Source organism: Vibrio sp. HM8-C (genome assembly GCF_058630515.1).
Window position 1 is genome coordinate 106708 of sequence record NZ_JBMMKS010000003.1, and the last position, 23822, is coordinate 130529.

At 44.1% G+C, this 23822-nt stretch carries 21 protein-coding genes; 14 read left to right on the top strand and 7 right to left on the bottom strand.

The annotated features are described in order from the left end of the window. Positions 1-205: 205 nt before the first annotated feature. Positions 206-1135: a LysR family global transcriptional regulator AcsS gene (locus ACOSVQ_RS05250; protein WP_491981515.1), complete on the top strand. Its 930-nt coding sequence runs from the start codon at positions 206-208 to the stop codon at positions 1133-1135. Between the two features lie 4 nt (positions 1136-1139). Then, positions 1140-1976, top strand: coding sequence for a formate dehydrogenase accessory sulfurtransferase FdhD (fdhD, locus tag ACOSVQ_RS05255; protein WP_491981516.1), 837 nt, complete (start codon positions 1140-1142; stop codon positions 1974-1976). Positions 1977-2091: 115 nt separating this feature from the next. On the opposite strand, the gene ACOSVQ_RS05260 is transcribed toward fdhD, so the two are convergent. From ACOSVQ_RS05260 to pabB, 7 genes are all read right to left on the bottom strand, one after another. Next, positions 2092-3543, bottom strand: a complete 1452-nt coding sequence (locus ACOSVQ_RS05260; RefSeq protein WP_491981517.1) for an efflux transporter outer membrane subunit — start codon at positions 3541-3543, stop codon at positions 2092-2094. A gap of 3 nt (positions 3544-3546) precedes the next feature. Next, the gene (locus ACOSVQ_RS05265; protein ID WP_491981518.1) at positions 3547-5505 is read right to left on the bottom strand and encodes a MacB family efflux pump subunit; all 1959 of its coding nucleotides are present in this window, start codon (positions 5503-5505) and stop codon (positions 3547-3549) included. Then, positions 5505-6686 carry an efflux RND transporter periplasmic adaptor subunit gene (locus ACOSVQ_RS05270; protein ID WP_463597213.1) on the bottom strand — a complete coding sequence of 394 codons (1182 nt, stop codon included), beginning with the start codon at positions 6684-6686 and terminating at the stop codon, positions 5505-5507. Before ACOSVQ_RS05270 ends, ACOSVQ_RS05265 begins: the two co-directional genes overlap by 1 nt. A 185-nt stretch (positions 6687-6871) precedes the next feature. Continuing rightward, on the bottom strand, positions 6872-8233 hold the full coding sequence (locus ACOSVQ_RS05275) for an L-serine ammonia-lyase (protein WP_165311521.1): 1362 nt from the start codon (positions 8231-8233) through the stop codon (positions 6872-6874). Positions 8234-8320: 87 nt separating this feature from the next. After that, complete coding sequence (locus ACOSVQ_RS05280; protein WP_491981519.1) at positions 8321-9574, bottom strand: aromatic amino acid transport family protein; 1254 nt, start codon at positions 9572-9574, stop codon at positions 8321-8323. Between the two features lie 263 nt (positions 9575-9837). After that, entirely contained in the window at positions 9838-10455 is a 618-nt protein-coding gene (locus ACOSVQ_RS05285; protein ID WP_165311519.1) for a CoA pyrophosphatase, read from the bottom strand. A 140-nt stretch (positions 10456-10595) separates the two neighbouring features. Then, positions 10596-11969, bottom strand: coding sequence for an aminodeoxychorismate synthase component 1 (pabB, locus tag ACOSVQ_RS05290; protein ID WP_491981520.1), 1374 nt, complete (start codon positions 11967-11969; stop codon positions 10596-10598). A gap of 182 nt (positions 11970-12151) precedes the next feature. Here pabB and ACOSVQ_RS05295 point away from each other — a divergent pair, with 182 nt between their 5' ends. The 12 genes from ACOSVQ_RS05295 to ACOSVQ_RS05350 all read left to right on the top strand — a co-directional run bounded on the left by ACOSVQ_RS05295 (position 12152) and on the right by ACOSVQ_RS05350 (position 23817). Next, entirely contained in the window at positions 12152-13669 is a 1518-nt protein-coding gene (locus ACOSVQ_RS05295; RefSeq protein ID WP_491981521.1) for a fumarate hydratase, read from the top strand. A 115-nt stretch (positions 13670-13784) separates the two neighbouring features. After that, entirely contained in the window at positions 13785-13970 is a 186-nt protein-coding gene (locus ACOSVQ_RS05300) for a hypothetical protein (protein ID WP_491981522.1), read from the top strand. A gap of 111 nt (positions 13971-14081) precedes the next feature. After that, the gene (locus ACOSVQ_RS05305) at positions 14082-15461 is read left to right on the top strand and encodes a YcjX family GTP-binding protein (protein WP_491981523.1); all 1380 of its coding nucleotides are present in this window, start codon (positions 14082-14084) and stop codon (positions 15459-15461) included. Next, positions 15458-16480 (top strand): YcjF family protein, encoded by a 1023-nt coding sequence (locus tag ACOSVQ_RS05310; RefSeq protein WP_491981524.1) that lies wholly within the window; start codon positions 15458-15460, stop codon positions 16478-16480. Before ACOSVQ_RS05305 ends, ACOSVQ_RS05310 begins: the two co-directional genes overlap by 4 nt. A 103-nt stretch (positions 16481-16583) precedes the next feature. Then, the gene (gene tyrR / locus ACOSVQ_RS05315; protein WP_491981525.1) at positions 16584-18128 is read left to right on the top strand and encodes a transcriptional regulator TyrR; all 1545 of its coding nucleotides are present in this window, start codon (positions 16584-16586) and stop codon (positions 18126-18128) included. Further along, entirely contained in the window at positions 18128-18706 is a 579-nt protein-coding gene (gene rimJ / locus ACOSVQ_RS05320) for a ribosomal protein S5-alanine N-acetyltransferase (RefSeq protein ID WP_491981526.1), read from the top strand. The genes tyrR and rimJ overlap by 1 nt, the downstream gene beginning before the upstream one ends. Position 18707: 1 nt before the next feature. After that, positions 18708-19298, top strand: coding sequence for an HD domain-containing protein (locus ACOSVQ_RS05325; RefSeq protein WP_491981527.1), 591 nt, complete (start codon positions 18708-18710; stop codon positions 19296-19298). A 9-nt stretch (positions 19299-19307) separates the two neighbouring features. After that, positions 19308-19781 (top strand): DUF2947 domain-containing protein, encoded by a 474-nt coding sequence (locus ACOSVQ_RS05330; RefSeq protein WP_491981528.1) that lies wholly within the window; start codon positions 19308-19310, stop codon positions 19779-19781. Between the two features lie 256 nt (positions 19782-20037). After that, positions 20038-21456 (top strand): SLC13 family permease, encoded by a 1419-nt coding sequence (locus ACOSVQ_RS05335; RefSeq protein ID WP_491981676.1) that lies wholly within the window; start codon positions 20038-20040, stop codon positions 21454-21456. 95 nt (positions 21457-21551) lie between these two features. Further along, on the top strand, positions 21552-22886 hold the full coding sequence (locus ACOSVQ_RS05340) for an ATP-binding protein (RefSeq protein ID WP_491981529.1): 1335 nt from the start codon (positions 21552-21554) through the stop codon (positions 22884-22886). Continuing rightward, the gene (locus tag ACOSVQ_RS05345; protein ID WP_491981530.1) at positions 22873-23346 is read left to right on the top strand and encodes a response regulator; all 474 of its coding nucleotides are present in this window, start codon (positions 22873-22875) and stop codon (positions 23344-23346) included. The genes ACOSVQ_RS05340 and ACOSVQ_RS05345 overlap by 14 nt, the downstream gene beginning before the upstream one ends. A 249-nt stretch (positions 23347-23595) precedes the next feature. Further along, entirely contained in the window at positions 23596-23817 is a 222-nt protein-coding gene (locus tag ACOSVQ_RS05350; RefSeq protein ID WP_491981531.1) for a hypothetical protein, read from the top strand. Positions 23818-23822: the final 5 nt, after the last annotated feature.

Consider the following 23822-nt stretch of genomic DNA (forward strand, 5'->3'; position numbering starts at 1 on the left):
TTAATTCCAATAATCATCCCATCCCTTATTCAGTCGTCATTTTTGTAATAGTCACTATCTATCACGCTATAGATAAATTAGATTTGACCGTAGGATTTTAGAGGAATAGTCTTGATTTAGATCAATTATTGCAACAGAAGTTTATTTGCTAAAAATTGACGGCAACGCGCTCAAATAAAAAACACCTTAGGCAAAGCAATCGACAATGGACATCAAACAACTCAAGTATCTAATCGCCTTAGATCAGACCAAACATTTTGGCCAAGCGGCGGCATTGTGTCATATCACGCAGCCAACATTGTCGATGAGAATTCGGCGTCTTGAGGAAGAGCTTGAGCTTGAATTGATCACCAGAAGCCAACGTTTTGAAGGATTTACCGAAGCAGGGGACCGAATTCTTGCTTGGGCGAAAACGGTATTAGCTGCGCATGACGGCTTACACGCTGAAGCGGCAAACTGCCGTGGTCAGTTAGTGGGCTCACTAAGATTGGGCATGGTTCCTTTAGCAAGTCAAAACCCAATGCAGCTTATTAAACCACTGTCAGAACTCTTTCCTGAATTGCGTTTTCAGATTATGTCTATGGCTTCTGAGCAGATCATAGACCAGCTCAATCGTAACCAACTGGATTTGGGCATGTGTTATATCGATCAGGTCAATACCAGTTATTTTGATGTGATTGAAATGAGTTCAACAGACTTGGGAATACTATATGACAGCCGCTATTTCGACTTCGCAGAAGAAGAAGTGATGTGGGAGTCACTAAACAACATCCCGTTAGGCTTGCTATCAAAGGGAATGCACTATCGTCATTCCATCGATTTGAGTTTTGGCAGCAAAGGGCTTGTGCCGCAAACTGTCATCGAAAGTAATTCAACTTTTCACCTGATCCAAGCCGTTACTAGCGGGCTTTGCTGCGCAATTATGCCGTTGAATTCTGGTTTAGCCGAGCTCAATGAACAGCTACGTATTATCCCGATTGAGAAAGCGGTGGTGCATTCACCTTTGGTATTACTCAAACGTAAACAAGAGCCTTCATCGGCATTGGTGGATCAGTGCTTTGCTGAAGCAAAAAACTTATTTGGTATTGGTAAAGCACCATTGGCGAAATCAGCACGCATTCAGGCAGTGAGGTAGTGATATGAGCTGTACCATAAACACAGATACTTTTATCGAGCTGCATGATTTCAACCAAGCACCACCAGCCCCGAGTTCACTTCGTTATCGAGAGTTAACTGGCGAAAGTGAAATATTAGATACCCCGCTAGCCAGTGAATCTGCGTTGGCGATCAGTTACAACGGTATTAACCAAGCGGTGATGATGGTTACTCCCGGTCATCTCGAGGATTTCGTGCGAGGATTCAGTCTTAGCGCAGGGATTGTCACCGGTTTTAGTGAAATTAAAGACATTGAGATCGGCGGGCAGGGTGAGTCTCATTTTGCTGAAGTGGAAATCAGCAATCGCGCTTTCTGGAACTTGAAAAATCAACGTCGCCATATGGCTGGTACTACTGGCTGTGGTATCTGCGGCGTTGAAGCTCTAGAACAGGCTTTGCCCGATTTGCGTCCACTTGTTCCAACATTGCCACCAAGCTGTTTAGTTTTTAAAGGACTGAGAGAGAAAATTTCCCAACATCAACAAGCGGCTAAAATCTCAGGTGCTTTGCATGCGGCGTTATTTGCCAATGCAAAAGGAGAGATAGTGCTTTGCAGAGAAGACATTGGTCGACACAACGCGTTAGACAAGTTGATTGGAGCGATGGCATCGGAGCAGATAAATCCTAGGAGTGGTTTTACCATTGTGACGAGTCGTTGCAGTTTAGAACTCATTCATAAAGCGGTAAGAGCAGAGATCGCGACATTGGTGTGTTTGTCTGCTCCAACGTCGTTAACGGTGGAGTGGGCAAGGAGAAATCATCTTAACCTGATTCATCTGCCTCACAGTGGTTCTCCAAGGCTGTATAGCCCTGCACCTTAACTAAACATTTCTTTAAGCCAAACAAAAAGAGAAACGCAATAATGCACGTTTCTCTTTTTACGTTGCCAATCGATCTGTTTGTCGATTGGCGTTCTGTTTGTGAATAGCTGATCTGCTATTGCTCGGTGTTATCAGACTCCTCCAACGGAACCAAATCTTCACCACCAAGGCTTTGATAGATGGTCGTCAGATTGACTAGCTGGTTATAACGGTTTTCCAACAGTGACGCTTTTGCACTGCGCTCATTGTCCTGAGCATCAAGCAAGGTCGTGATGTCAATTGCGCCATATTTATACTGACTGGCGTAAATGCGAGCCGCTTCTGCTGCGCTGTCATACTGTTTCTGAAGTTTCTCTTCCTGATACTGATAGTTTTCACGAGCAGATAGGGCATTATCCACATCCTGAAACGCGGTATAGAGCGCTTTGCGGTATGAAATGATCGCAGATTCGTATTTCACTTGCGCGATATCTTGATTGATCTGCATGGTGTTCCAGTTGAGGAACGGCATCGTCAAATCAGCGCCAATTGAGCCCAATGGGTCGCTCAGTAAGTTGCGAAGCTGTTCAGACGATCCACCTAGGGCGCCCGTTAAGGTTAACGTTGGAAAGTATGCAGCATCGGCAGAATCTTTGGCTGCAAATGTAGCTTTCAGCTCATAGAGTGCTTGTTTGATGTCGGGACGACGGCTCAAGACATCCGCAGGTACACCTGATGCGATTTCTGGCAATGCGCCTTCTGGCAGTGCTTTAATCTCTTTCACCATTTGCTGTGGCGCTTGGTCAAACAAGATAGCGAAAGCGTTTTGTGCCTCTGTTAGCTGCTGCAAGTAATCACGATGTGTGGCTTCCAGCCCAGCGAGGGAGCGCTCAGCTTCCAAAACATTAAGTCGAGTAACAGAGCCATTGTTGAACTGACTCTGGGCTTGCTTTAAGGTGTCCGTTGCATCGGAAATATCACTATTACTGAGTTCAATACGCTGATTCAGATAGCCTATTTGCCAATAGAGTTGCGCCGTAGTTGCAACTAAACTTTGGGCTGTCGCTTCACGTTCTTTTAAGCTCGCAAGCGCTGTCCATTCACTCTCATCCGCGGCAGCTGAAAGTTTGCCCCACAGGTCTACTTCGTAACTGACGGACAGCCCGGTTTGATAACTTTCACTTGAAACTCCGCTATCTAAATAGCGTGAGCCATCAGCGGAGACGCTTCCTGATAGGTCAGGGTAGAGATCTCTTCCGGCTAAATTAGCTTCTAAACGAGCTTGTTTTAATGTCAGCGTAGCAATGGCTAAATCGCTGTTGGTCGCGAGAACTTTCTCAACCAATTGATTGAGTTGTTCGTCGTTAAAACTTGTCCACCAATGACTGATTGCAGGAGATGTGTCTTCCGAAGAAGGCTTATCAGAAGAAGATTGCCCTGAAGAAGATTGCTCACTCGCCACTTGCTGTGAAGATTGCCATGTTTGTGGTACTTGCACTTCCGGTTCAGGAAATTCTGAGCGAGTCACGCAGCCGGTTGCCAACACGACACACAGGGCAAGAGTGGAGTATTTGTATCGACGTAACATGGCTTACTCCCTAGATAACGCGTCAATTGGGTTTAGCTGTGCGGCATTCTTCGCAGGAAGATAGCCAAACAGTACGCCAATAAGGGTGGAGCACAAGAATGCAGAAACGATCGATGTTGTTGAATAAATCATAGTAAAACTACTGCCAAACGTGGCGAACGCAACGCCAATTAAATAAGCCATACCAATACCAATGGTGCCGCCACACAAACAAACTAATACTGCTTCAATCAAGAACTGGCGAAGAATGTCACTTTGTCTTGCACCAACCGCCATACGCACGCCAATCTCACGGGTACGTTCTGTAACTGAAACCAACATGATGTTCATGACACCTATGCCGCCAACGACTAGAGAAATCACCGCAATGGCAGAGATCAATAAAGTCATAGTCGCAGTCGTTTTGGTAATGTTCTGTTGGATGGTGTCCGTGTTGATAGTAAAGAAATCTTCAGTACCGTGGCGCATTTTTAACAGCTGAATAATTGCTTGTTCAGCGGCTTCACTAGGTGTGTTGTCATCAACGCGTACTGAGATTCGATTCAGATAGTTCTGCCCAACCATACGCGCACTGACCGTGGTGTAGGGAACCCAGATGTTGAGCGAATCACTATTACCAAATGCACTCTCTTTCGCTTTGGTAACACCTATGATGCGAATCGGTAAATTACCGGCGAAAATCACTTCACCAATCGGGTTTTGATCAGGAAACAATGATTTGAGGGTATTGTTATCAATCACCGCTTCTTGAGCCATAGAAGACACGCTGGAATCATCCCAATATTGACCATTCGCCAGTTCATAGCCGCGCACACGGAAATAATCCGGTCCCACGCCTTGTACTGAAGCTGTCACGGCTTGGTTTCCATATTTCAAAGTTACAGAGGTGCTCAATGTTGGTGTAACGCTATCAATAAACTGTAAGTTCTTTAGCGCTTCAGCGTCGGCTGCGGTTAAGGTTCTCACTCTCCCTGAGCGTCGGTCACCAAAACCAGTCCCCGGCATAATGTCAATCGTGTTTGTACCCATTGCTGAGATGTTTTCGAGAATCGATTTCTGCGAACCATTACCCAGAGCGACTACTGAAACAACCGATGCGATACCGATAATGATACCTAGCATGGTCAGGAAAGTTCTGAGCCTGTGGTTAGACATGGCTACCAACGCCATTTTTAGCGCTTCCCACAAACTGTCGAATAGATTACGACCTTTTTCTAATACATCTGTAGCAGGAGAAGGTTTTACGCTATCGCTGTTCTGTGCAATCAGTTCATTTTTTGTGACGGTGTCACTAAGTATTTCACCATCTTTGATTTCAATAATTCGATCTGCGTGTTGAGCGACTTTCAAATCGTGGGTAACGATGATGATAGTGTGACCAAGCTGATGAAGCTCTTGCAGCAGGATCATCATCTCTTCGCCACTTTTACTATCAAGTGCACCTGTTGGTTCGTCAGCTAGTATGACATCGCCACCATTAACTAATGCACGAGCAACGGAAACACGCTGCTGCTGACCACCACTTAATTGGTTCGGTTTGTGATCCAGACGGTCAGCAAGACCAAGGCGAGTAAGTAATTTTTCCGCGCGCTCTTGACGTGCTTTCTTATCACTGCCTGCATAGATTGCGGGGATCTCAACGTTACCAACGGCGGTTAAATCACCAAGCAGATGGTAGCGTTGGAAGATAAAGCCAAAATGTTCACGGCGTAGCTCAGCCAGTTGGTCTGAGTTGAGTTGTGATGTATTTCGACCGTTAATCCAGTAATCGCCGCTGCTTGGTTGATCAAGGCAGCCAAGAATGTTCATCAGTGTTGACTTACCAGAGCCAGACGTTCCGACAATAGCAACCATCTCACCACGTTCAATGGTTAGGTTAACGTCTTTAAGTACTGTTAACTCTTCGTCACCCGCCGCAAAGCTACGATAAATATGGGATATTTCAAGTAATGGACGAGACATTAAAACATCCTCGGTGGACCCATACGGCTAGAACGCGTACCACCGGCACTTGGTGTTCCAACAATAATTTGATCGCCTTCTTCTAGTCCACTGGTGACTTCAGTAAAGATTTTGTTGTTGATACCAATGGTCACATCACGCATTTCTTGCTGACCATTGACCAATACTGGAACTTGATAACGCGGCGTTTTTCCCGGTTGTTTGAGAATGACTTGAGCTGGCACCAGTAGTGCATTTTCAGCTTTGTTCAATACAATCGATACCTGCGCTGTCATACCGATACGAAGTGTTCGGTCTGGGTTATCCACTTCAAAAAGACCGTGGTAGTAGATGGCTTCATCGTTACTAACGGAAAGATCGCTGTCATCTCCATCCATTAGTGTTGGACCCGGTTCAATCGCTCTTAAAGTTGCATGATATTGGTGGTTTGGTTTGCCTAAAATTGTGAAGTAAACAGGTAGACCTGACTTAACGTTTACCACGTCTGCTTCTGAAATCTGTGCTTTTACTGTCATGCGGTCTAGCTGTGCCAGTTCGATAATTGTTGGGGTAGTTTGGTTCGCGTTAACCGTTTGACCTTCTTCTACCGCACTATAAACCACAGTGCCATCCATTGGTGCACTGATCGTTGTGTAACCGAGGTCAACTTGCGCGCTGTCGACACTGATCTTGGCTTGTTCTAACTCAGCTTTTAGCTGTTCTAGCTCTGCTTTGTAGATTGCTAGGTTTGCTTCAGCAGATTCATAATCAGCTTGTGAACTTGCCTTATCCGCAAGCATCGACTTTTGACGCGTATATTCTGACTGAGCCTGACGAATTTGTGCTTGTTTAGCGCTGATTTGTGCTTTCAGGCTACTTAGTGACGCGTTAGCTTCTTTAAGGCTGTTTTGTTGTGTAAGGCTATCAATTTGAGCCACTAAGTCGCCTTGTTTGATCTCATCACCGAGCTTTACACCAAGCTTTTCAATCTGACCGGAAACCTGAGCACCAACAGCAACCAGTTTAGACGCTTGCAGCATACCAGTGGCAAGCACTGTGTTTTCTATGTTGCCTCTATGGACCGTTTCGGTTGCGAAACTTGGCGGCGCTTCTTTGGGATAAAAGTAGTAACCAGCGCCACCGATACCAGCGATAAGCGCCAGCACGACGAAGACTTTTTTAGTTGTGATACGTATAGCCATGTGGATGAAATGATTCCGAATTATGAACAGCAGTAATGAGAACCATTTTTAAGCGAATAGCTTTTTTTAACAAGCGTTCAAAAAGTAAAACTAAGTAAAGGTAAGTCAAGAAATGGTAGATTAGAAAAGAAAAAAGCCTGAAGAATCATCTTCAGGCTTTCATTTAACAGAGCAAAAACTCGCGATTAACAGATAACTTTAACTGCTAAACCACCTTGTGAGGTTTCACGGTATTTTGCGTTCATGTCTTTACCGGTTTCCAGCATAGTTTCAATGACTTTATCAAGAGACACGCGTGGTGCTGATGAACGGCGCATTGCCATTCGGGTAGAGTTGATCGCTTTTACAGCAGCAATACCATTACGTTCAATACATGGTACTTGCACTTGTCCTGCAACAGGGTCACACGTTAGACCTAAGTTGTGTTCCATAGCAATTTCAGCTGCCATACACACTTGCTCTGGGCTACCGCCTAACAGAGCAGCAAGACCGCCTGCGGCCATAGAACATGCAACACCCACTTCGCCTTGGCAGCCTACTTCAGCACCAGAGATTGAAGCGTTTTGCTTGTACAAACCACCGATTGCTCCAGAAGCGGCAAAGTAACGAGTGTAATCTTTTTCAGTTACTGTCTGGATGAACTTGTCGTAGTAAGCAAGTACAGCAGGGATGATGCCACACGCACCGTTAGTTGGTGCAGTAACTACACGTCCACCCGCTGCGTTTTCTTCATTCACTGCGAATGCGTACATGTTTACCCAGTCAACAACTGCCATCGGATCGTTGGTAATCTTTTCAGATGTCAGAAGCTGTTGACGAAGTGCCGCAGCGCGACGAGGTACACGTAGTGGACCTGGTAAAATACCTTCGGTGTTCATACCGCGATCCATACATTCTTGCATGGTGCGCCAGATATTCGCGAAATACTCTTTCACTTCAACGTCAGTGTGAAGCGCTCTTTCGTTTTCCATCACTAGTGTGCTGATAGAAAGCCCGCTCTCTTTACACTGGTTAACCAGCTCTTCAGCTGTATTAAACGGATAAGGTACAGCAACCTTAGCTTGCTCTTTCTGACCGAAATGCTCTTCATCAACAATGAAGCCGCCGCCGATAGAGTAGTAGGTCTTGCTGTAAACAACGTCATCACCGATCCACGCATGAATTGACATGCCGTTCTCGTGTAATGACAAAAAGCTTCTATGGAATACCATTCCATCTTCACGTGGAAAAGCAACAGTATGATTGTGCGTACCAACAGGAAGACGCTCAGTTTGCTGAACGTTCGCAATAAAACCTGGAATACTGTCGATATCAACATGCTCAGGGGTATTACCCGCAAGACCCATGATGATAGCAATATCTGTATGGTGACCTTTCCCTGTCAGCGATAATGATCCATAAACGTCAACGGTAATTTTAGTGATGTCTTGTAGCTTATCCATTGAGCTTAAGTCATCAATAAATTGTTTACCGGCTTTCATTGGTCCAACTGTATGTGAGCTCGAAGGACCGATGCCAATTTTATAGATATCAAACACACTAATCATAGTGATTACCTCAAACTAAACCTCCTTTAAAAAGGAGGTTTATTACTATTATATTTTTAGTTTAATCGGACTTTACAAAGTTTGGGATTAAAACGCGCCGTAGATTACAGAACTAATGGCTGCAAGACCACAAATAACTGTGAAAATTTGCACAGGAGCAGAAGTCTTGTACTTCGCCATTGCAGGAACTTTGTTCATTGCAAATACAGGCATTAAGAATAGGATAGCGGCAATCATTGGTGCGCCCATTGTTTCAATCATTCCAAGGATGCTTGGGTTAACAATAGCAACGATCCAAGTAGTGATAACGATGAACAGTAGAGACGCTTTTTCAATTTTGTTTACTGGTGTTTGTGAACGCGATTTGATCAGACCAACAAGACCTTCATGAGCACCTAGGAAGTGACCGAAGTAGCTTGAAGTGATCGCAGCAAACGCAACCAGAGGACCCATGTATGAGATCAATGGTGACTCATGGATGTTTGCTAGGTAAGAAAGTACCGAAATGTTCTGAGCCTGAGCGTCTGCAAGTTGCTCTGGAGACAGAGAAAGAACCACAGAGAATACAAAGAACATTACAAAACCCATCAGCATCATTGCAGCGCCGCCAGTAACTGCGTCAGTTTTCTGAACGGCATTGTCACCGTGCTTAATTCGTTGCTCTTTAGAGAATTGTGAAATAACAGGGCTGTGGTTGAATGAAAAAACGATGATTGGAATTGCCAACCAAATAACAGAAGGCATTGTAGACCACTCAGGTGTTACTTCTACCATTGAGCTGTTCCATTCTGGAATTAGGTAGAATGAGAGGGCAAACAAAATTGCAACAAGTGGGTAAACCATTGCTGAAGTTGCTTTCAGCATCAGCTCTTTACCAAATACCACACCAGCAGTCATTGCTGCGATCAATAAGCCAGATAGTAACCAGCGTGGCATAGATTCCATGCCAATTTGGTTTACAAGGAATGAGTCTACCGTGTTAGTGATACCTACGCCGTAGATAAGAACAATAGGGTAGATGGCAAAGAAGTAAGCGAAAGTAATAAGGTTTGCGCCAGTTTTACCGAAATGTTCTTCAACAGTGTCTGTGATGTCTGCTTCTGGGTTTTTAGCGGATAGTACAAAACGCGCTAAGCTTTTGTGAGCAAACCAAGTCATTGGAGCAGCAATTAAAGCAAGAATAACTAATGGCCAAAAACCACCCGCACCCGCTTTAATTGGAAGAAATAGTACACCTGCTCCTACAGCTGTACCAAAAAGTGAGAGAGTCCATGCAAAATCTTGATAAGTCCATTTATTAGAAGATTGTTCTGATTTTTCGATAGCAATCGATGTGTTCATTTTTTATATCTCAATTTTTTATGGGAAAATAATTTCGGGCGCAATTCTCTATTTTTGTGTTGCAAAAAAAGTTGATGTAAATCACATCAAGTGTTTAGTGAGTAGGTTGTTTAATAAAAACAGCAGACAGATCACGAAAACTACGTGCCACACATGAGTTATTTTAGGATTAGAGATTAGAAAAACTAATTCTAACGAAGGTTGTACCAATGCTGTATGCTTGTGTTTAATTTATAATCAGTGTTTATGTTAATAAGTTTGATTTATTTGTGATGGATATTGATGTGACGTTGCAAAGCCTGAATGATTTGCGCCGTCATTCCCCAAATGAAATGTCGCTGATAGGGGATGGCAAATATTCTATGTGGTTGACTTTTGACCTGAAAAACGCCGGTGTAGAGTTTGTTTTTGTCGAGTAAGTGATCAGCCGGAACTTCGAATACTTCCTCAACTTCATTCGGGTCAATTGTTGCCTGATAGTCCGGATTAATGAAAGCCATAATCGGTGTCACAGAAAACTTACTGATAGTGATTATTTCAGGCAATTGCCCAAAGGTTTCAATATCGGAAGCGGCGATGCCGATTTCTTCTTCTGCTTCTCGGATAGCGGTTCGATAGAGTGTATGGTCGCTCTCTTCGTACTTTCCACCGGGAAAGCTGATTTGACCCGGATGATGTTTAAGGTGCTCCGCTCGTTTGGTTAACACGATGTTTAAACCATGTTCTCGTTGAACAAAGCCAATTAATACTGAAGCTTTACGTAGCGAATCTTTAGGAATCTTGTCAAAACGTCTCGTGGACTCAATATGATAGTCAACGGTTCTATGAAGTTGGAATCGTTGTATCAGTTCCGTTTTAGTGAGCGGTGTTTTGGCTTTCATGCTTATCCAATGGCTTTGATGCTTACCTAGAAGATTTAATGCTTATCTAATAGCTTAATTCCTAGGTATATAAATTTACTGTCGTTAGAAGTAGCCAGATAAGTCGCAACATGGTTGTTCCGACTTATCGTGTGTTCGGCTTATCTTTCTAATATAGGCAAAATTCTGCTCAGTTTGTCCAATGTTTCCTGAAATTCTGATTCACATTGACTGTCAGCCACCACGCCTCCACCAGCCCAAGCGTAGATTTTGTTTTCATGGGCAACAAGCGTACGAATAGTAATGCTGGTATCCATTTGACCATGACGGCTGATATAACCAATTGAACCACAGTAAGCGCTGCGACGGTGAGATTCGAGCTCTTCAATAATCTCCATAGCTCGTACTTTCGGTGCGCCAGTGATTGAACCACCGGGAAAACCTGCTTTCAATAAATCGCAGGCAGAATATTGGCTGTCTAACTGCGCACGAATAGTGCTCACAAGGTGATGTACCGCAGGGAAGCTTTCAATATCAAACAATTTAGGCACATGAACTGAGCCGGGAGCCGCAACACGACCGATATCGTTACGCAGCAGATCTACAATCATAAGGTTTTCAGCCTGATCCTTTTCAGCATTCGCCAGTTCAGTTGCATAAGCTTCATCTTGAATCTTATCTTCGCTTCTTGGTCGAGTACCTTTGATTGGCTTGGTTTCTATTTCCGTTCCTCTTAGCTGCAAGAAACGTTCTGGGGAAACACTGAGAATCGCGCCTTGTTGTGTGCGGATAAAGGCCGAAAATGGCGCTTGATTGTGGCGCTCAAGTTTTTGATAAGCATGCCATTCAGAGCCTTGATAGTGCGCTTCAAAGCGTTGTGCCAAATTGATTTGGTAGCAATCACCCGATTTCAAATATTCCTGAACTTGAGCAAATTTATATGCGTAACTCTCTTGAGTCATGTTGGATTGCCAAGGTGTGGTTAACGCAAACACTTCTTTATCAAGAGATTGTTGACGCTCTACGTTCAACCATTGCTCGGATTGTTCTAAGTTAATACCGATCCACTGAGCCGTTTTACTGTGGTGATCAACCACAATTGCCCACTCATAAAGACCAACAGCCATATCAGGCATATTAATGTCGTGCTGAGCCGTAACAGGGAGTTTTTCAACACGGCGACCCAAATCGTAAGCAAAATAGCCGACAGCGCCGCCAACAAATGGAAGAGTTTCACTGTAGCTTTGACTTGGAAGGTACTGTGCTTGTAGCTCTGCGATTAAGGTAAAAGGATCTTCCAATGAGGATGTAATGCCTGAAGGCTCGCTAACAATCGTTTCTTCACCAAAGGTGGTAAGAGTAACAATTGGGTTGGCCACCAAAATGTCAAAACGGCTATCAATATGTGTCTTTGAAGCAGAGCGTAACAGCATGGCCCAAGGGTGGTTTTCCACTGTCGCAAACAGTTGGTTTGCAATATCCGCGTGATAGGTAAGTGCTTTTGACTGAATGCTTTTTTGTTCGTTGTTCTTCATTTTAGTAGATGGTCATTTTGGTAAATTGTGACAAAGAGACTGATCACCGAATGGCGCGTTGAGGAAAGCAAGAGTATCATAAAGCCACTTGATGGGCTCACCAATTCCTACGCAATTTTCGTGATTCAAAGGTGAGCTGTTTAAGCTCAGCTCAAGGAAGCATAAATATAACGAGGCACGCAATGACGGTAATACGCAAACAAGACGTAATCAGTAGTGTAGCTGATGCTCTACAATACATTTCTTACTATCACCCACTAGATTTTGTCAAAGCCCTAGAAGAAGCCTACAACAAAGAAGAAAGCCAAGCTGCTAAAGATGCTATAGCGCAAATCTTGATCAACTCTCGCATGTCTGCAGAAGGCCATCGTCCTATTTGTCAGGACACAGGTATTGTTACCTGTTTCGTGAACATCGGTATGGCAGTTCAATGGGACTCTACTGATATGACGGTTCAGCAGATGGTGGACGAAGGTGTTCGTCAGGCTTACACCAATCCTGATAATCCGCTACGTGCATCTGTACTGATGGATCCTGCTGGTAAACGTATTAACACCAAAGACAATACGCCAGCTGTTGTGCATATCAATATGGTTCCGGGTGACAAAGTTGAAATTCAAATCGCGGCTAAGGGCGGCGGTAGTGAAAACAAAACTAAGATGGTAATGCTTAACCCGTCTGACGATATTGCAGAATGGGTAGAAAAAACCTTACCGACGATGGGTGCAGGCTGGTGTCCACCGGGTATGCTTGGCATAGGTATTGGCGGTACTGCTGAAAAAGCGGCAGTTCTGGCAAAAGAATCGTTGATGGAACACATTGATATCCAAGAGCTGATTGCTCGTGGTCCACAAAATGCGGAAGAAGAATTGCGTATTGATATCTTCAACCGTGTAAATAAATTGGGCATTGGTGCTCAAGGTCTTGGCGGTTTAACAACCGTTGTTGACGTTAAAATCAAAACTGCACCAACACACGCAGCATCTAAGCCAGTGTGTTTGATTCCAAACTGTGCAGCAACTCGCCACGTGCATTTTACTCTTGATGGTTCAGGTCCTGCTGAACTAACACCACCAAAACTAGAAGACTGGCCAAAAATTACTTGGGAAGCGGGTTCGAATACTCGTCGAGTAAACCTAGATACTGTCACTGCGGAAGAAGTTCAGTCTTGGAAAACCGGTGAAACTGTGCTGCTTTCTGGCAAGATCTTGACTGGCCGTGATGCGGCGCATAAACGTATCCAGACTATGCTGCAAAATGGCGAGAAGCTACCTGAAGGCGTTGATCTGAAAGATAAGTTTATTTATTACGTTGGCCCTGTTGATGCGGTGGGTGATGAAGCGGTAGGTCCTGCGGGTCCAACAACATCGACACGTATGGATAAATTTACCGACATGATGCTAGAAGAAGTAGGCATTATGGGTATGATCGGTAAAGCTGAGCGTGGTGCAGCAACTGTAGAGTCTATTAAGAAGCACAAAGCCGTTTATCTAATGGCGGTAGGTGGTGCCGCGTATCTTGTTGCCAAAGCTATCAAGAAAGCACGTGTGGTTGCCTTCGAAGATTTAGGTATGGAAGCGATTTACGAGTTTGAAGTTGAAGACATGCCAGTTACTGTGGCAGTCGATTCAACCGGCGCGAATGCTCACCAAATGGGTCCAGATACTTGGCGCGTGAAAATTGCAGAAGCAGCCAAGTAATTCTTAACAAAGATTATATTGACCAATAAATCACAAAAAGTGCGGCGAAAGCGGCACTTTTTGTCTATATAATAATTTAATAATATCTAACTTATTGAAACGTCAGGAGAGCATCATGCCTCGCTTTATAAAAATTCTTCAAATCCTCATAGCCGTGGTTATCGGTGCATTTGTTGGCTACGACCTTATTCTTCATGGGATCAGCATCTACGACGATAAGTACGTCACTATTACCTGTGTACTGTTTGTTATGTTGGAAATCGCACTATTTGTTATCTACAAACTCATTGAAGAAGACTAGTCCTCATACAATGAATACTAAGCCTCTGATTTTATTCAGGGGCTTTTTTATTCATCTCGTATTAAGATTAGTGGCGTCATTATGCGTTAAAGAATTTCTGGGAGACTGTAAATGAAGCGAATTCGCCAAGAAGTGAATGACTTAATTAATCGTGGTTTAGATGCGCATGTGAGATTGGCTGTAACGGGGCTTTCTCGCGCAGGGAAAACGGCATTCATTACGTCTTTGGTGAATCAACTGCTTCATACTTCAACCCATGACAACCTCCCTTTACTTGCTGCCGCTCGTGACAAGAGAATCATTGGTGCTAAACGAGTTCCGCAGACCAATCTGATGGTGCCTCGTTTTGGCTACGATGAAGCGATGGTACAACTGCAATCTATGCCACCAGAGTGGCCGATACCTACCCGCGATGTCAGTGAGATTCGGCTCGCCATCAAATACAAAACCAAAAAGCGCACCAAAAAGCTGATCAGCAGTACATCGACTTTGTATCTCGACATTATTGATTATCCGGGAGAATGGCTACTTGATTTGCCAATGCTTGAACTAGATTTTGCTACTTGGTCTGCACAACAATTCAATGCTATGCATGGTATTAGAGCTGAATTGGCAAAACCTTGGTTAGAGGAGCTAGAAAAGCTCGATCTCACAGCAGAGGCAAGTGAGAAAACCTTGGCTCATATTGCTGCTCTATATACAGATTACCTGCACAAGTGTAAGGATTCTGGTCTGCATTGGGTGCAACCGGGCAGATTTGTATTGCCAGGCGAACTGGAAGGCGCGCCGGTATTACAATTCTTTCCATGTCGAAATCTTGATGGTGAAACGAAAGCAGATAAGCACAGTGCATTAGCGCTGCTAAAAAGACGTTATGAGGAATATCAGAATAAAGTGGTCAAGGCGTTCTACAAACACCACTTTTCGACCTTTGACCGTCAAATTGTATTGGTAGACTGTCTTTCACCTCTCAATGCTGGGCATGAGTCCTTTATGGATATGCGCAGTGCACTTGAGCAAATCATGCATAGCTTCCGATATGGCAGAAATGGTCTCTTAAAACGTATTTTTTCGCCCAAGATCGACAAAGTGTTGTTTGCAGCCACCAAAGCGGATCATATAACTCCTGATCAATATGGAAATTTGGTGTCGCTGCTTCAGCAGATGATTCATCCAGCTTGGCAATCAGCGGCCTACGAAAATATTGAGATGAGCTGCATTAGCATGGCATCGGTTCGAGCAACTAAGTCAGGTCATATTGATACTAGTGACGGTAAGATTCCTGCGATACAGGGTTTTACAGAAGCCGGTGAGTCGATCACTTTGTATCCGGGTGAAGTACCAAGCAAATTGCCGTATCCAGATTTTTGGTTAAACAATCAGTTTGATTTCACATCATTTAGACCTATGGCATTAAGTCACGATGAGCCCTGCCAGCATATACGTATAGATAAAGCGTTAGATACCTTGATTGGAGATAAGTTGAAATGAGCGATTTAAAAGCGAAACAAGTCTTCACTCAATCTTTAGATAAAGAGACTGACAACATCGAGCTGACGGCGCAGAAGCAATTTTCTCAGCAAGAAAAATTCGTTCCTTCAGTCACTGAAATTGAAGAGACAGACGTAGAAACAGAGTTAGAACAGATTATTCGACCTAAACGGGGACGTCGTTGGTTAGCGACCAGCTTGCTGGTGGGATTCGGCGGGTTAGTGACATGGCAAGCTTTGGATTCCGTCTTTCAAGCCATCCAAAGCTCAGATTGGCTAAGTTTGGGTTGGACTGTTTTTATTGCCACGCTTGCGTCTCTTGGGCTTGGCGCTATAGGGCGAGAGCTCTGGAAGCTTCGCAAGTTACGCAACCATTTTTCTACGCAAGAGCAGGCTGAAGCGCTAATGACCAAAGACTTAGTTGGTCAGGGTGAGGCGTTTTGTGAATCGCTCGCGAAGCAAGGTGGAGTGTTATCTTCAACATCTGCCTATCAGCGTTGGAAGAGTAGCGTCAGTGATAGCCACAGTGATGCTGAAATTCTAGATATGTATGACGCGATGGTGGTGAGCGAACAGGATAAAAAAGCGACCCAGCTTGTCTCTAAGTTCTCGACTGAAGCCGCAGCATTAGTGGCGATTAGTCCGTTAGCTATTGCCGACATGTTGCTGGTGGCATGGCGTAACTTCTCCATGATTGACCAATTAGCACAGCTTTACGGTGTAGAACTAGGCTACTGGTCTCGTTTGAAACTGTTTAAATCTGTATTGGTTAACATGGCTGCCGCAGGAGCTAGTGAACTCGTGATCGATGCCAGTATGGATCTGCTGTCTATGGATTTAGCTGGAAAAGTTTCTGCTCGTGCAGGGCAAGGCATTGGAGTGGGCATTTTAACAGCTCGTTTGGGCTTGAAAGCGATGACTTTGTTACGACCATTACCTTGGCATAAAGATCGCGCTGTAAAATTAAGTGCAATACGCAAGCAAATCGTTGCGAAAGTCACCGCACTGACCGTGAAATAAGAGAAAGAACGCTCCAAAATACACAGATTACTTGACGCATTTCAGACCTTGATAGAAACTACTGTCAACTTTTCGTGACACTTTCTTATTGGGAAATCATTCAGTGCGCCTTGAAGTATTTTGCGAAGACAGACTTGGTCTAACTCGAGAGTTACTCGACATACTCGCTTCTAAAAATATCGATTTACGTGGTATCGAAATCGATATTTCCGGAATCATTTACTTAAACTGCCCAGACATTGATTTTGAAACTTTCAGTGAATTGATGGCTGAAATCCGCAGAATTTCCGGCGTTAAAGATGTACGCAAAATTCAGTTCATGCCGATGGAAAGGCATAACACGGAGCTTATTTCTTTACTGAACAACCTTCCTGATGCTGTTTTATCTATTGATCTGAAAGGTTCGGTGGATATGGCAAACCATTCGGCTCTCTCGCTATTTAATAAAGAGAGCGTTGATATAAATGGTGTACACATTTCGACATTGCTACCAAGTTTCAACTTCCAACGCTGGATTGAAGGGAGCAAGTCTCGTTTACGTGAAGAAATCGTTCTAGATGGTTTGGACTACTTAATGGAAATGATGCCCGTGTATATCACCGGTGAATCCAAAGAGTCGACCTTTGCCAGTGCCATGATGATCATTCGCCCACGAGTAACGGGTGTTGCCACGGAAACCCAGCTCTCTTTGCACAATAACTTGGGTTTTGAGCATTTTGTCGGTGTATCCAACAGGCATAAAGCGCTCATCACACAAGCGAAGAAACTTGCGATGCTCGACCAACCATTGCTCATTGAAGGAGACACTGGCACTGGTAAGGAGATGTTAGCGCGCGCTTGTCACAATCGCTCTGACCGAGCCGACCATCCGTTCTTGGTACTAAGCTGTGCTTCGATGCCTGATGACGTTGCAGAAACCGAGTTGTTTGGTCACGCACCGGGTTCGTTTAATCACGAACAAGGACACAAAGGCATTTTTGAACAAGCCAATGGCGGTACTGTATTACTTGATGAAATCGGTGAAATGAGTCCGCATCTGCAAATAAAACTGTTACGTTTCTTGCAGGACGGAACTTTCCGCCGTGTGGGTGAAGAGCATGAAATTCACGTCGACGTACGTGTTATTGCTTCTACTCGCTACAAATTGGCGGAGCTGGCTGAATCGGGTAAGTTTCGTGAAGATCTGTTCTATCGCTTAAACGTACTTACATTGACCATTCCACCATTGCGTGAGCGTCCAAGTGATGTTCAGCCGCTATTGGAGCTTTTCATCGCTAAACACACCACCAAATTAGGTATGGTGAAACCAAAGCTTGATGATGGTCTACTTGACCAACTCGCCTTATATCAGTGGCCGGGAAACATGCGTCAGTTAGATAACATGGTATTGCGAGCCCTTACAGAGCTGCAAGACGATGTGCTTACCGCTGATCTCTTCCATCTGCCTCAGTTGGAAAGTAGCAATGCAGGTATGACTAACATTAACCTTGATGGCTCTTTGGACGACATCATGAAAGAGTATGAAGCGCAGGTTCTTGACCGCTTGTATCAGTCTTTCCCTTCTAGCCGAAAATTGGCGAAGCGTTTGGACGTATCACATACATCGGTTGCCAATAAGCTTCGAGATTATGGAATTAAGAAACGTTGATGGATTCATACAGCACGCCAACATCGGTGTTTGAGAGTGATGATGAAATACTATTGGTCACCGCTCAGTTTAGCGATGCAGAACGCATCGCTAATTACTTCAAAGAAAACCGCAATCATTTAAAACCGTGGGATCCTAAACGCGATGAGGCGTTTTTTACTACTGAAGGTTGGCAGCAAAGATTGCTGAAACTTTCAGAGGTACACAAGTTGAGCTTGGGTTTTTACTTGCTCATTATCGATGCTAAATCGGATAAAATGCTTGGCACGATTTCATTTAGTAACATAAACCGTTTTCCGGTTCATACTTGTAATGTTGGTTATTCCTTAGCTCATGATGCGCAAGGAAAAGGAACCATGACTCGCGCATTGCAGATGGCATGCAATTACATGTTTTCTATTCAAAATATGCATCGAATTATGGCGGCTTATATTCCACGTAATAAACGCAGTGAAAGTGTATTGGAGCGTGTTGGTTTCTTGCATGAAGGACACGCCAAAGATTACATTTTGATAGATGGAAAATGGGAAGACCATAACCTGATGTCTTTGATAAACGCACATTGGAAAGAGGAATAAGATGGATCAGCGACTGCAGCAACAGCTCAATCTGGTATTGGAGTTAGATAGATTAAAATCGGTGTTGCGTCGTACTCGAATTCAATGTGCAGATGACCGATTGGAAAATAGCGCAGAACATAGCTGGCACGTTGCTATGATGGCTTTAGTCATGCAAGAACACGCCAATGAGCCTGTCGAAATCAGTCGAGTGCTGAAAATGCTGTTGATGCACGATATGGTTGAAATTGATGCTGGAGACACCTTTGTATATGATTCTTCAGCGTCAAAGGAGCAGGAAGCCAAAGAACTTGCTGCTGCACAAAGACTGTTTGGATTATTGCCACAAGAGCAGGGTGAAGAACTGTTTGCTTTATGGCGAGAATTTGAATCCGCACAAACCGCAGATGCAAAATTTGCGAAAGCGCTCGACCGATTGATCCCGATGATGCTGAATTTTAATAATCAGGGCATTGGTTGGCGTGAAAATGGCGTCACTCGCCAACAAGCATTAACCGTGAATCGCCGTATTGACGATGGTTCACATACGCTGTGGGAATATGCGCAGCAAATGATTGAACAAGCCACCGAAAACGGATGGCTCAAAGCTTAAGGACATTCCATGTCGTATTTGCCTTTGGATGATTACCAAAGAAAATGGATTTTCACCCATCAATCTATGCCAGTTCCGGAAGAGGATTTGGCACAGATAAAACCTATGACGCAACTTCGAGCAGCTCAGTATTGGAAAGAAAATTTGAGTTCACAGAGTCCAGATGCAGAACGTTTCAGCTCTCAAGACTGGCCGAGTAAAGCGGGCAGTTGGTCTAACGAAGTTGACTGGATGGCAGAGTGGGAGAGTGATGATGAAGCTCTACCTCAAGCGGTATTAGACCATATTGACTGGCAGGATGATGTTACCGTCTATTTCTGCTATGAAAAATACAATGTTATTGAAACTAAATGGTCAGTGTTTAAACGTCATTGGAAGAACTTCCTGTTCTACGATGATGGCCCAATTCTTCTTGGTCGTCGCCGTAAAGAGGCGCTGTGGTTTAAGACCAATGGCAAAGTAAAACTTGGCGTGCATGAGTAACGTTTGTTCAGTGAATCATAAATCCGGCTTAAGCCGGATTTTTCTTTTTCATCATTTATTTATCTGTACTCAATTCGTTGCGAGTGTGCCTGAGTCCTCATTTTTGACATGTTATTTTCAAGGATTGCTGAATCGTTGATCTCACTCCTAATATTTTAGAATTGCTCTTCCATAATGGAGCCATTGGTTTGAATTCTGGAGTCTTAACTCCAGTGTTTGATATTGGATTAACCAGCTGCTAGGAAGAGTGTCCATGATACGCCCTTACTTAAAATTCATTATTCCAATTGCAATTCCGTTACTCATTTTGCTTATGCCGTTGTCGGCGTTCCCATTTGATGGTCTGACACTTATTCAGCAACGTGTTATCGCGATATTCTTACTGGCAGCTCTGCTTTGGGTATTTGAACCTATCCCAATCTACGCGACGTCGGTCGTCATCATTGTCCTTGAATTGCTCATGCTTTCCGATAAAGGGCTCATACTTTTTCGTTTAAATGAGTCGCAGCCAGAGTTTGGGCATCTGCTGAAATACAGTGACATCATGGCGACGTTTGCAAGCCCAATAATCATGCTTTTCTTAGGTGGCTTCTTCTTAGCGATGGCCGCAACTAAGTATCGTTTGGACGTTAACTTAGCGCGTGTGTTACTCAAGCCGTTCGGCCAAAATCCCAAATACGTCATGCTAGGTTTGATGCTGATTACTGGCGTGTTTTCGATGTTTATGTCAAACACGGCGACTACAGCGATGATGCTGTCGATTTTGGCACCTGTGATTGCGGTTTTTGGACCAAAAGACCCAGGGCGAATAGCGTTTGCACTGTGCATTCCTGTGGCAGCCAATATTGGTGGTATAGGAACACCAATCGGGACTCCACCTAATGCTATAGCGCTAAAATATCTCGTTGGAGACAATCTGATCACCTTTGGAGAGTGGATGGCGTTTGGTGTGCCGTTTGTGGTTGTGATGATGGCGCTATCTTGGTTTTTGATCTGCTCTTTATACAAAGCAGATCAGCAAAAAATTGAACTCACGATTAAAGGTAAATTTCTAAAAACACCGAAAGCTCTGGTGGTATATATCACCTTCGCAGCCACCATATTGCTTTGGTTGGTAGGCGATTTACATGGCATGAACTCTTATACCGTTGCATTAATTCCGGTCGCTGTGTTTTCTGTGACTGGCATCATCAATAAAGAAGATCTTAAGAAAATATCGTGGGATGTGTTGTGGCTGGTTTCTGGTGGTATTGCTCTAGGCTTAGCACTGGATAAAACAGGCCTAGCCGAACTAGTTGTTCACAGCATTCCGTTTGGTGAGTTTTCCCCTTATGTGGTGTTGTTTGGCGCCGCTTTCTTATGTTTGTTGATGGCGAATTTCATGTCACATACCGCGACAGCTAACTTACTGATGCCAATTATGGCTGCCTTAGGTGCGTCAATGACCTCACTAAATGCACTTGGTGGCGAAGTTACATTGATTCTGGTTGTCACATTTGCCGCTTCTCTGGGTATGTCTCTTCCAATCAGTACACCTCCAAATGCCTTAGCTCATGCGACGGGGTATGTACAAAGTCATCAGATGGCAAAAGTGGGTGTTGTGTTAGGTGTGGTGGGTGTGCTGCTAAGTTTTGTAATGGTTGCTGCACTTCATATGGTTGGGTTCATTGGCTAGTTGACGAACCATTCAGTGAACGAGAAGTGTTATGAACGAACAGTCTTATTAACGAACAGTGTTATCAACGAACGATGGTGTGAACGAGCAAAAGTATGAACGAGCAAGAACGCACATTAGTTGAGCGGTATTTCAGAAACGGAGACAGAACGGTAACCTTGCCTGCTGGGAGCAAAGTCCTCCAGCAGGATGGCTACAACGATAGACTTTATTATGTGCATTCCGGCGAGTTGTCTGGAGATTATGAAGAGCACGAAGGTCGTCACGTTAAAGTGTTCTCGGCATCTAAAGGAGCATTTATTGGTGTACACAGCTTCTTTTCTGGAAACTGGACGGCGTCTTCGACGGTTATCGCTCAAACGGATGTCACACTAAGTTGGATTGATAGACATTGTGGGGCCATTGAGGAAGAGATCTACGGTTCTCTTAGTACGCAATTCATGCCCGTTATTGTCGCCGAACTTAATCGTCGTCAGAGACGTGCTCATCAGGAAGCGGTTGCTAAAGAAAAAGCTCTGGAAAAACTTCATACAGCAGAGCAGATGACAACACTGGCACAACTTGCGGCGGGTATTTCACACGAACTGAACAATGCTATAGGCGTCGTGAGTAGTAAGAGTGAGCGTCTTGAAAGCTTGTTTATGGCATTGCTTGAAGAAGTACACCCAGAGGCGAGTCAGTTTTTTGATTATGGATTGATGCATGGACAAAAGGTTTCATCGAGTGAGGCAAGAAGGCGAGGCGCAATTTTAGAACGTAAGTATCAGCTACCGCAGAATGTTGCCAGAGAGTTGGCTAGAGCAGTGCCAGAAGATGAGCTTTCTTTGCATTGGTTAGATAATCCTCATCTTGCCATTCGCTACTGGCAAATGGGGCGTGATTTGCATGATTTACGTGTCGCCGCAAGCCATACAGTAGGGATTGTGAAATCGGTAAAACAGCTTGCAAGAAGTGAAGTCAATATGGATGAGGTGCTCGATGTCAACGACACCATAAATCGTGCGCTAACTTTATTGCAAAGTGACTTACGTAGAGTCTCGGTTCGTATGAGGCCAGGTAAGTTGCCAAGGTTAAAAGGGTCACAAACGGAGTGGGTTCAGGTTTGGGTGAACATCATTAAAAATGCATGTGACGCTATGATGGTGACGTCAGAACCAAGGCTAGATATCCAAACCAAGTTTAGTAAGCACCGTCTACTGGTCACCATAAGCAATAACGGACCGGAAATAGACGAAGTTACAAGGCGGAAAATCTTCCAACCAAGTTTTACGACTAAAAAAGATGGCTTGTCGTTTGGATTGGGTTTGGGCTTGTCGATAGTGAAACGAATTGTCTCAGGCTACGGTGGCAGTATTGCAGTAAAGAGCGACCAAGGCGCAACGATTTTCAGAATAAAGTTACCAGTAGAGGATGACCATGGAGAAGCTTAATATCATATGCGTGGATGATCAGAGGGAAGTATTGAGTGCGGTACTTCAAGACTTAGAACCTCTTTGTTTCTGGCTAAATATTGAAGACTGCGAGTCAGCTTCTGAAGCACTGGACCTTATGGATGAACTGGACGCAAACGGCGAACATATCGCTTTGGTTATTTCAGACCACGTTATGTCAGAAAAAACAGGTGTTGAGTTCCTTACTGAAATTAGCGGCGATTCACGCTTTACTCATACCAAAAAAGTACTGTTAACGGGTCAGGCAACGCATTCTGATACTATCAATGCAATCAATAGTGCCGGTATCAATCGATATTTGGAAAAGCCGTGGGGCACGAGTGATTTAATCGAATGCGTGCGAACCTTAGCGACGGAATACATTTTCGAGAGTGGGCTTGACTATTCACAATGGCAAAATGAACTTGATCAAAAAGTTCTCTTGAGCCGCCTCCATTAAACATATCTCCACATGACGATGGTCAACATGCTTGACCATCGTTAGTGTTTCTCTTCGTTCCAACATCTCTTCGTCATATTCAACGCCAGCGTTGATATCCACATAATGCCTAAAAGAAATAAAAGCTAACTATTGAGATGAAAGCCAGGTATTGAATTAGAAGTCACTCGCATAAAATATTGTGCATTCAGGTGCGTATATCTTAAAGGCGTATATTCGCTAAGTGTTTAACACTAAGAGGATATTTCGATGATTAGATACTGCAAGCGCTGCAAAGCTTCGACTGAACACAAAGAAAGCCTAGTACGCAAACCTTCAAGTTACGACAGTGACAAATCAATATTAGGTCGTCTCATGTTATTCATACACGAGTTCATCAATGGCGGTCATTACTACAACATGAATCGCTATGTTATCTGCACAATCTGCGGCAAAAAAACACTTGAGAATATGGGTAATGAGTTCGAGTAACCGTC

Bases quoted from the DNA above. Each gene is read 5' to 3' on its own strand.
- ACOSVQ_RS05250 (WP_491981515.1), top strand. From the start codon at position 206: ATGGACATCAAACAACTCAAGTATCTAATCGCCTTAGATCAGACCAAA.
- fdhD (WP_491981516.1), top strand. From the start codon at position 1,140: ATGAGCTGTACCATAAACACAGATACTTTTATCGAGCTGCATGATTTC.
- ACOSVQ_RS05260 (WP_491981517.1), bottom strand. From the start codon at position 3,543: ATGTTACGTCGATACAAATACTCCACTCTTGCCCTGTGTGTCGTGTTG.
- ACOSVQ_RS05265 (WP_491981518.1), bottom strand. From the start codon at position 5,505: ATGTCTCGTCCATTACTTGAAATATCCCATATTTATCGTAGCTTTGCG.
- ACOSVQ_RS05270 (WP_463597213.1), bottom strand. From the start codon at position 6,686: ATGGCTATACGTATCACAACTAAAAAAGTCTTCGTCGTGCTGGCGCTT.
- ACOSVQ_RS05275 (WP_165311521.1), bottom strand. From the start codon at position 8,233: ATGATTAGTGTGTTTGATATCTATAAAATTGGCATCGGTCCTTCGAGC.
- ACOSVQ_RS05280 (WP_491981519.1), bottom strand. From the start codon at position 9,574: ATGAACACATCGATTGCTATCGAAAAATCAGAACAATCTTCTAATAAA.
- ACOSVQ_RS05285 (WP_165311519.1), bottom strand. From the start codon at position 10,455: ATGAAAGCCAAAACACCGCTCACTAAAACGGAACTGATACAACGATTC.
- pabB (WP_491981520.1), bottom strand. From the start codon at position 11,969: ATGAAGAACAACGAACAAAAAAGCATTCAGTCAAAAGCACTTACCTAT.
- ACOSVQ_RS05295 (WP_491981521.1), top strand. From the start codon at position 12,152: ATGACGGTAATACGCAAACAAGACGTAATCAGTAGTGTAGCTGATGCT.
- ACOSVQ_RS05300 (WP_491981522.1), top strand. From the start codon at position 13,785: ATGCCTCGCTTTATAAAAATTCTTCAAATCCTCATAGCCGTGGTTATC.
- ACOSVQ_RS05305 (WP_491981523.1), top strand. From the start codon at position 14,082: ATGAAGCGAATTCGCCAAGAAGTGAATGACTTAATTAATCGTGGTTTA.
- ACOSVQ_RS05310 (WP_491981524.1), top strand. From the start codon at position 15,458: ATGAGCGATTTAAAAGCGAAACAAGTCTTCACTCAATCTTTAGATAAA.
- rimJ (WP_491981526.1), top strand. From the start codon at position 18,128: ATGGATTCATACAGCACGCCAACATCGGTGTTTGAGAGTGATGATGAA.
- ACOSVQ_RS05325 (WP_491981527.1), top strand. From the start codon at position 18,708: ATGGATCAGCGACTGCAGCAACAGCTCAATCTGGTATTGGAGTTAGAT.
- ACOSVQ_RS05330 (WP_491981528.1), top strand. From the start codon at position 19,308: ATGTCGTATTTGCCTTTGGATGATTACCAAAGAAAATGGATTTTCACC.
- ACOSVQ_RS05340 (WP_491981529.1), top strand. From the start codon at position 21,552: ATGAACGAGCAAGAACGCACATTAGTTGAGCGGTATTTCAGAAACGGA.
- ACOSVQ_RS05345 (WP_491981530.1), top strand. From the start codon at position 22,873: ATGGAGAAGCTTAATATCATATGCGTGGATGATCAGAGGGAAGTATTG.
- ACOSVQ_RS05350 (WP_491981531.1), top strand. From the start codon at position 23,596: ATGATTAGATACTGCAAGCGCTGCAAAGCTTCGACTGAACACAAAGAA.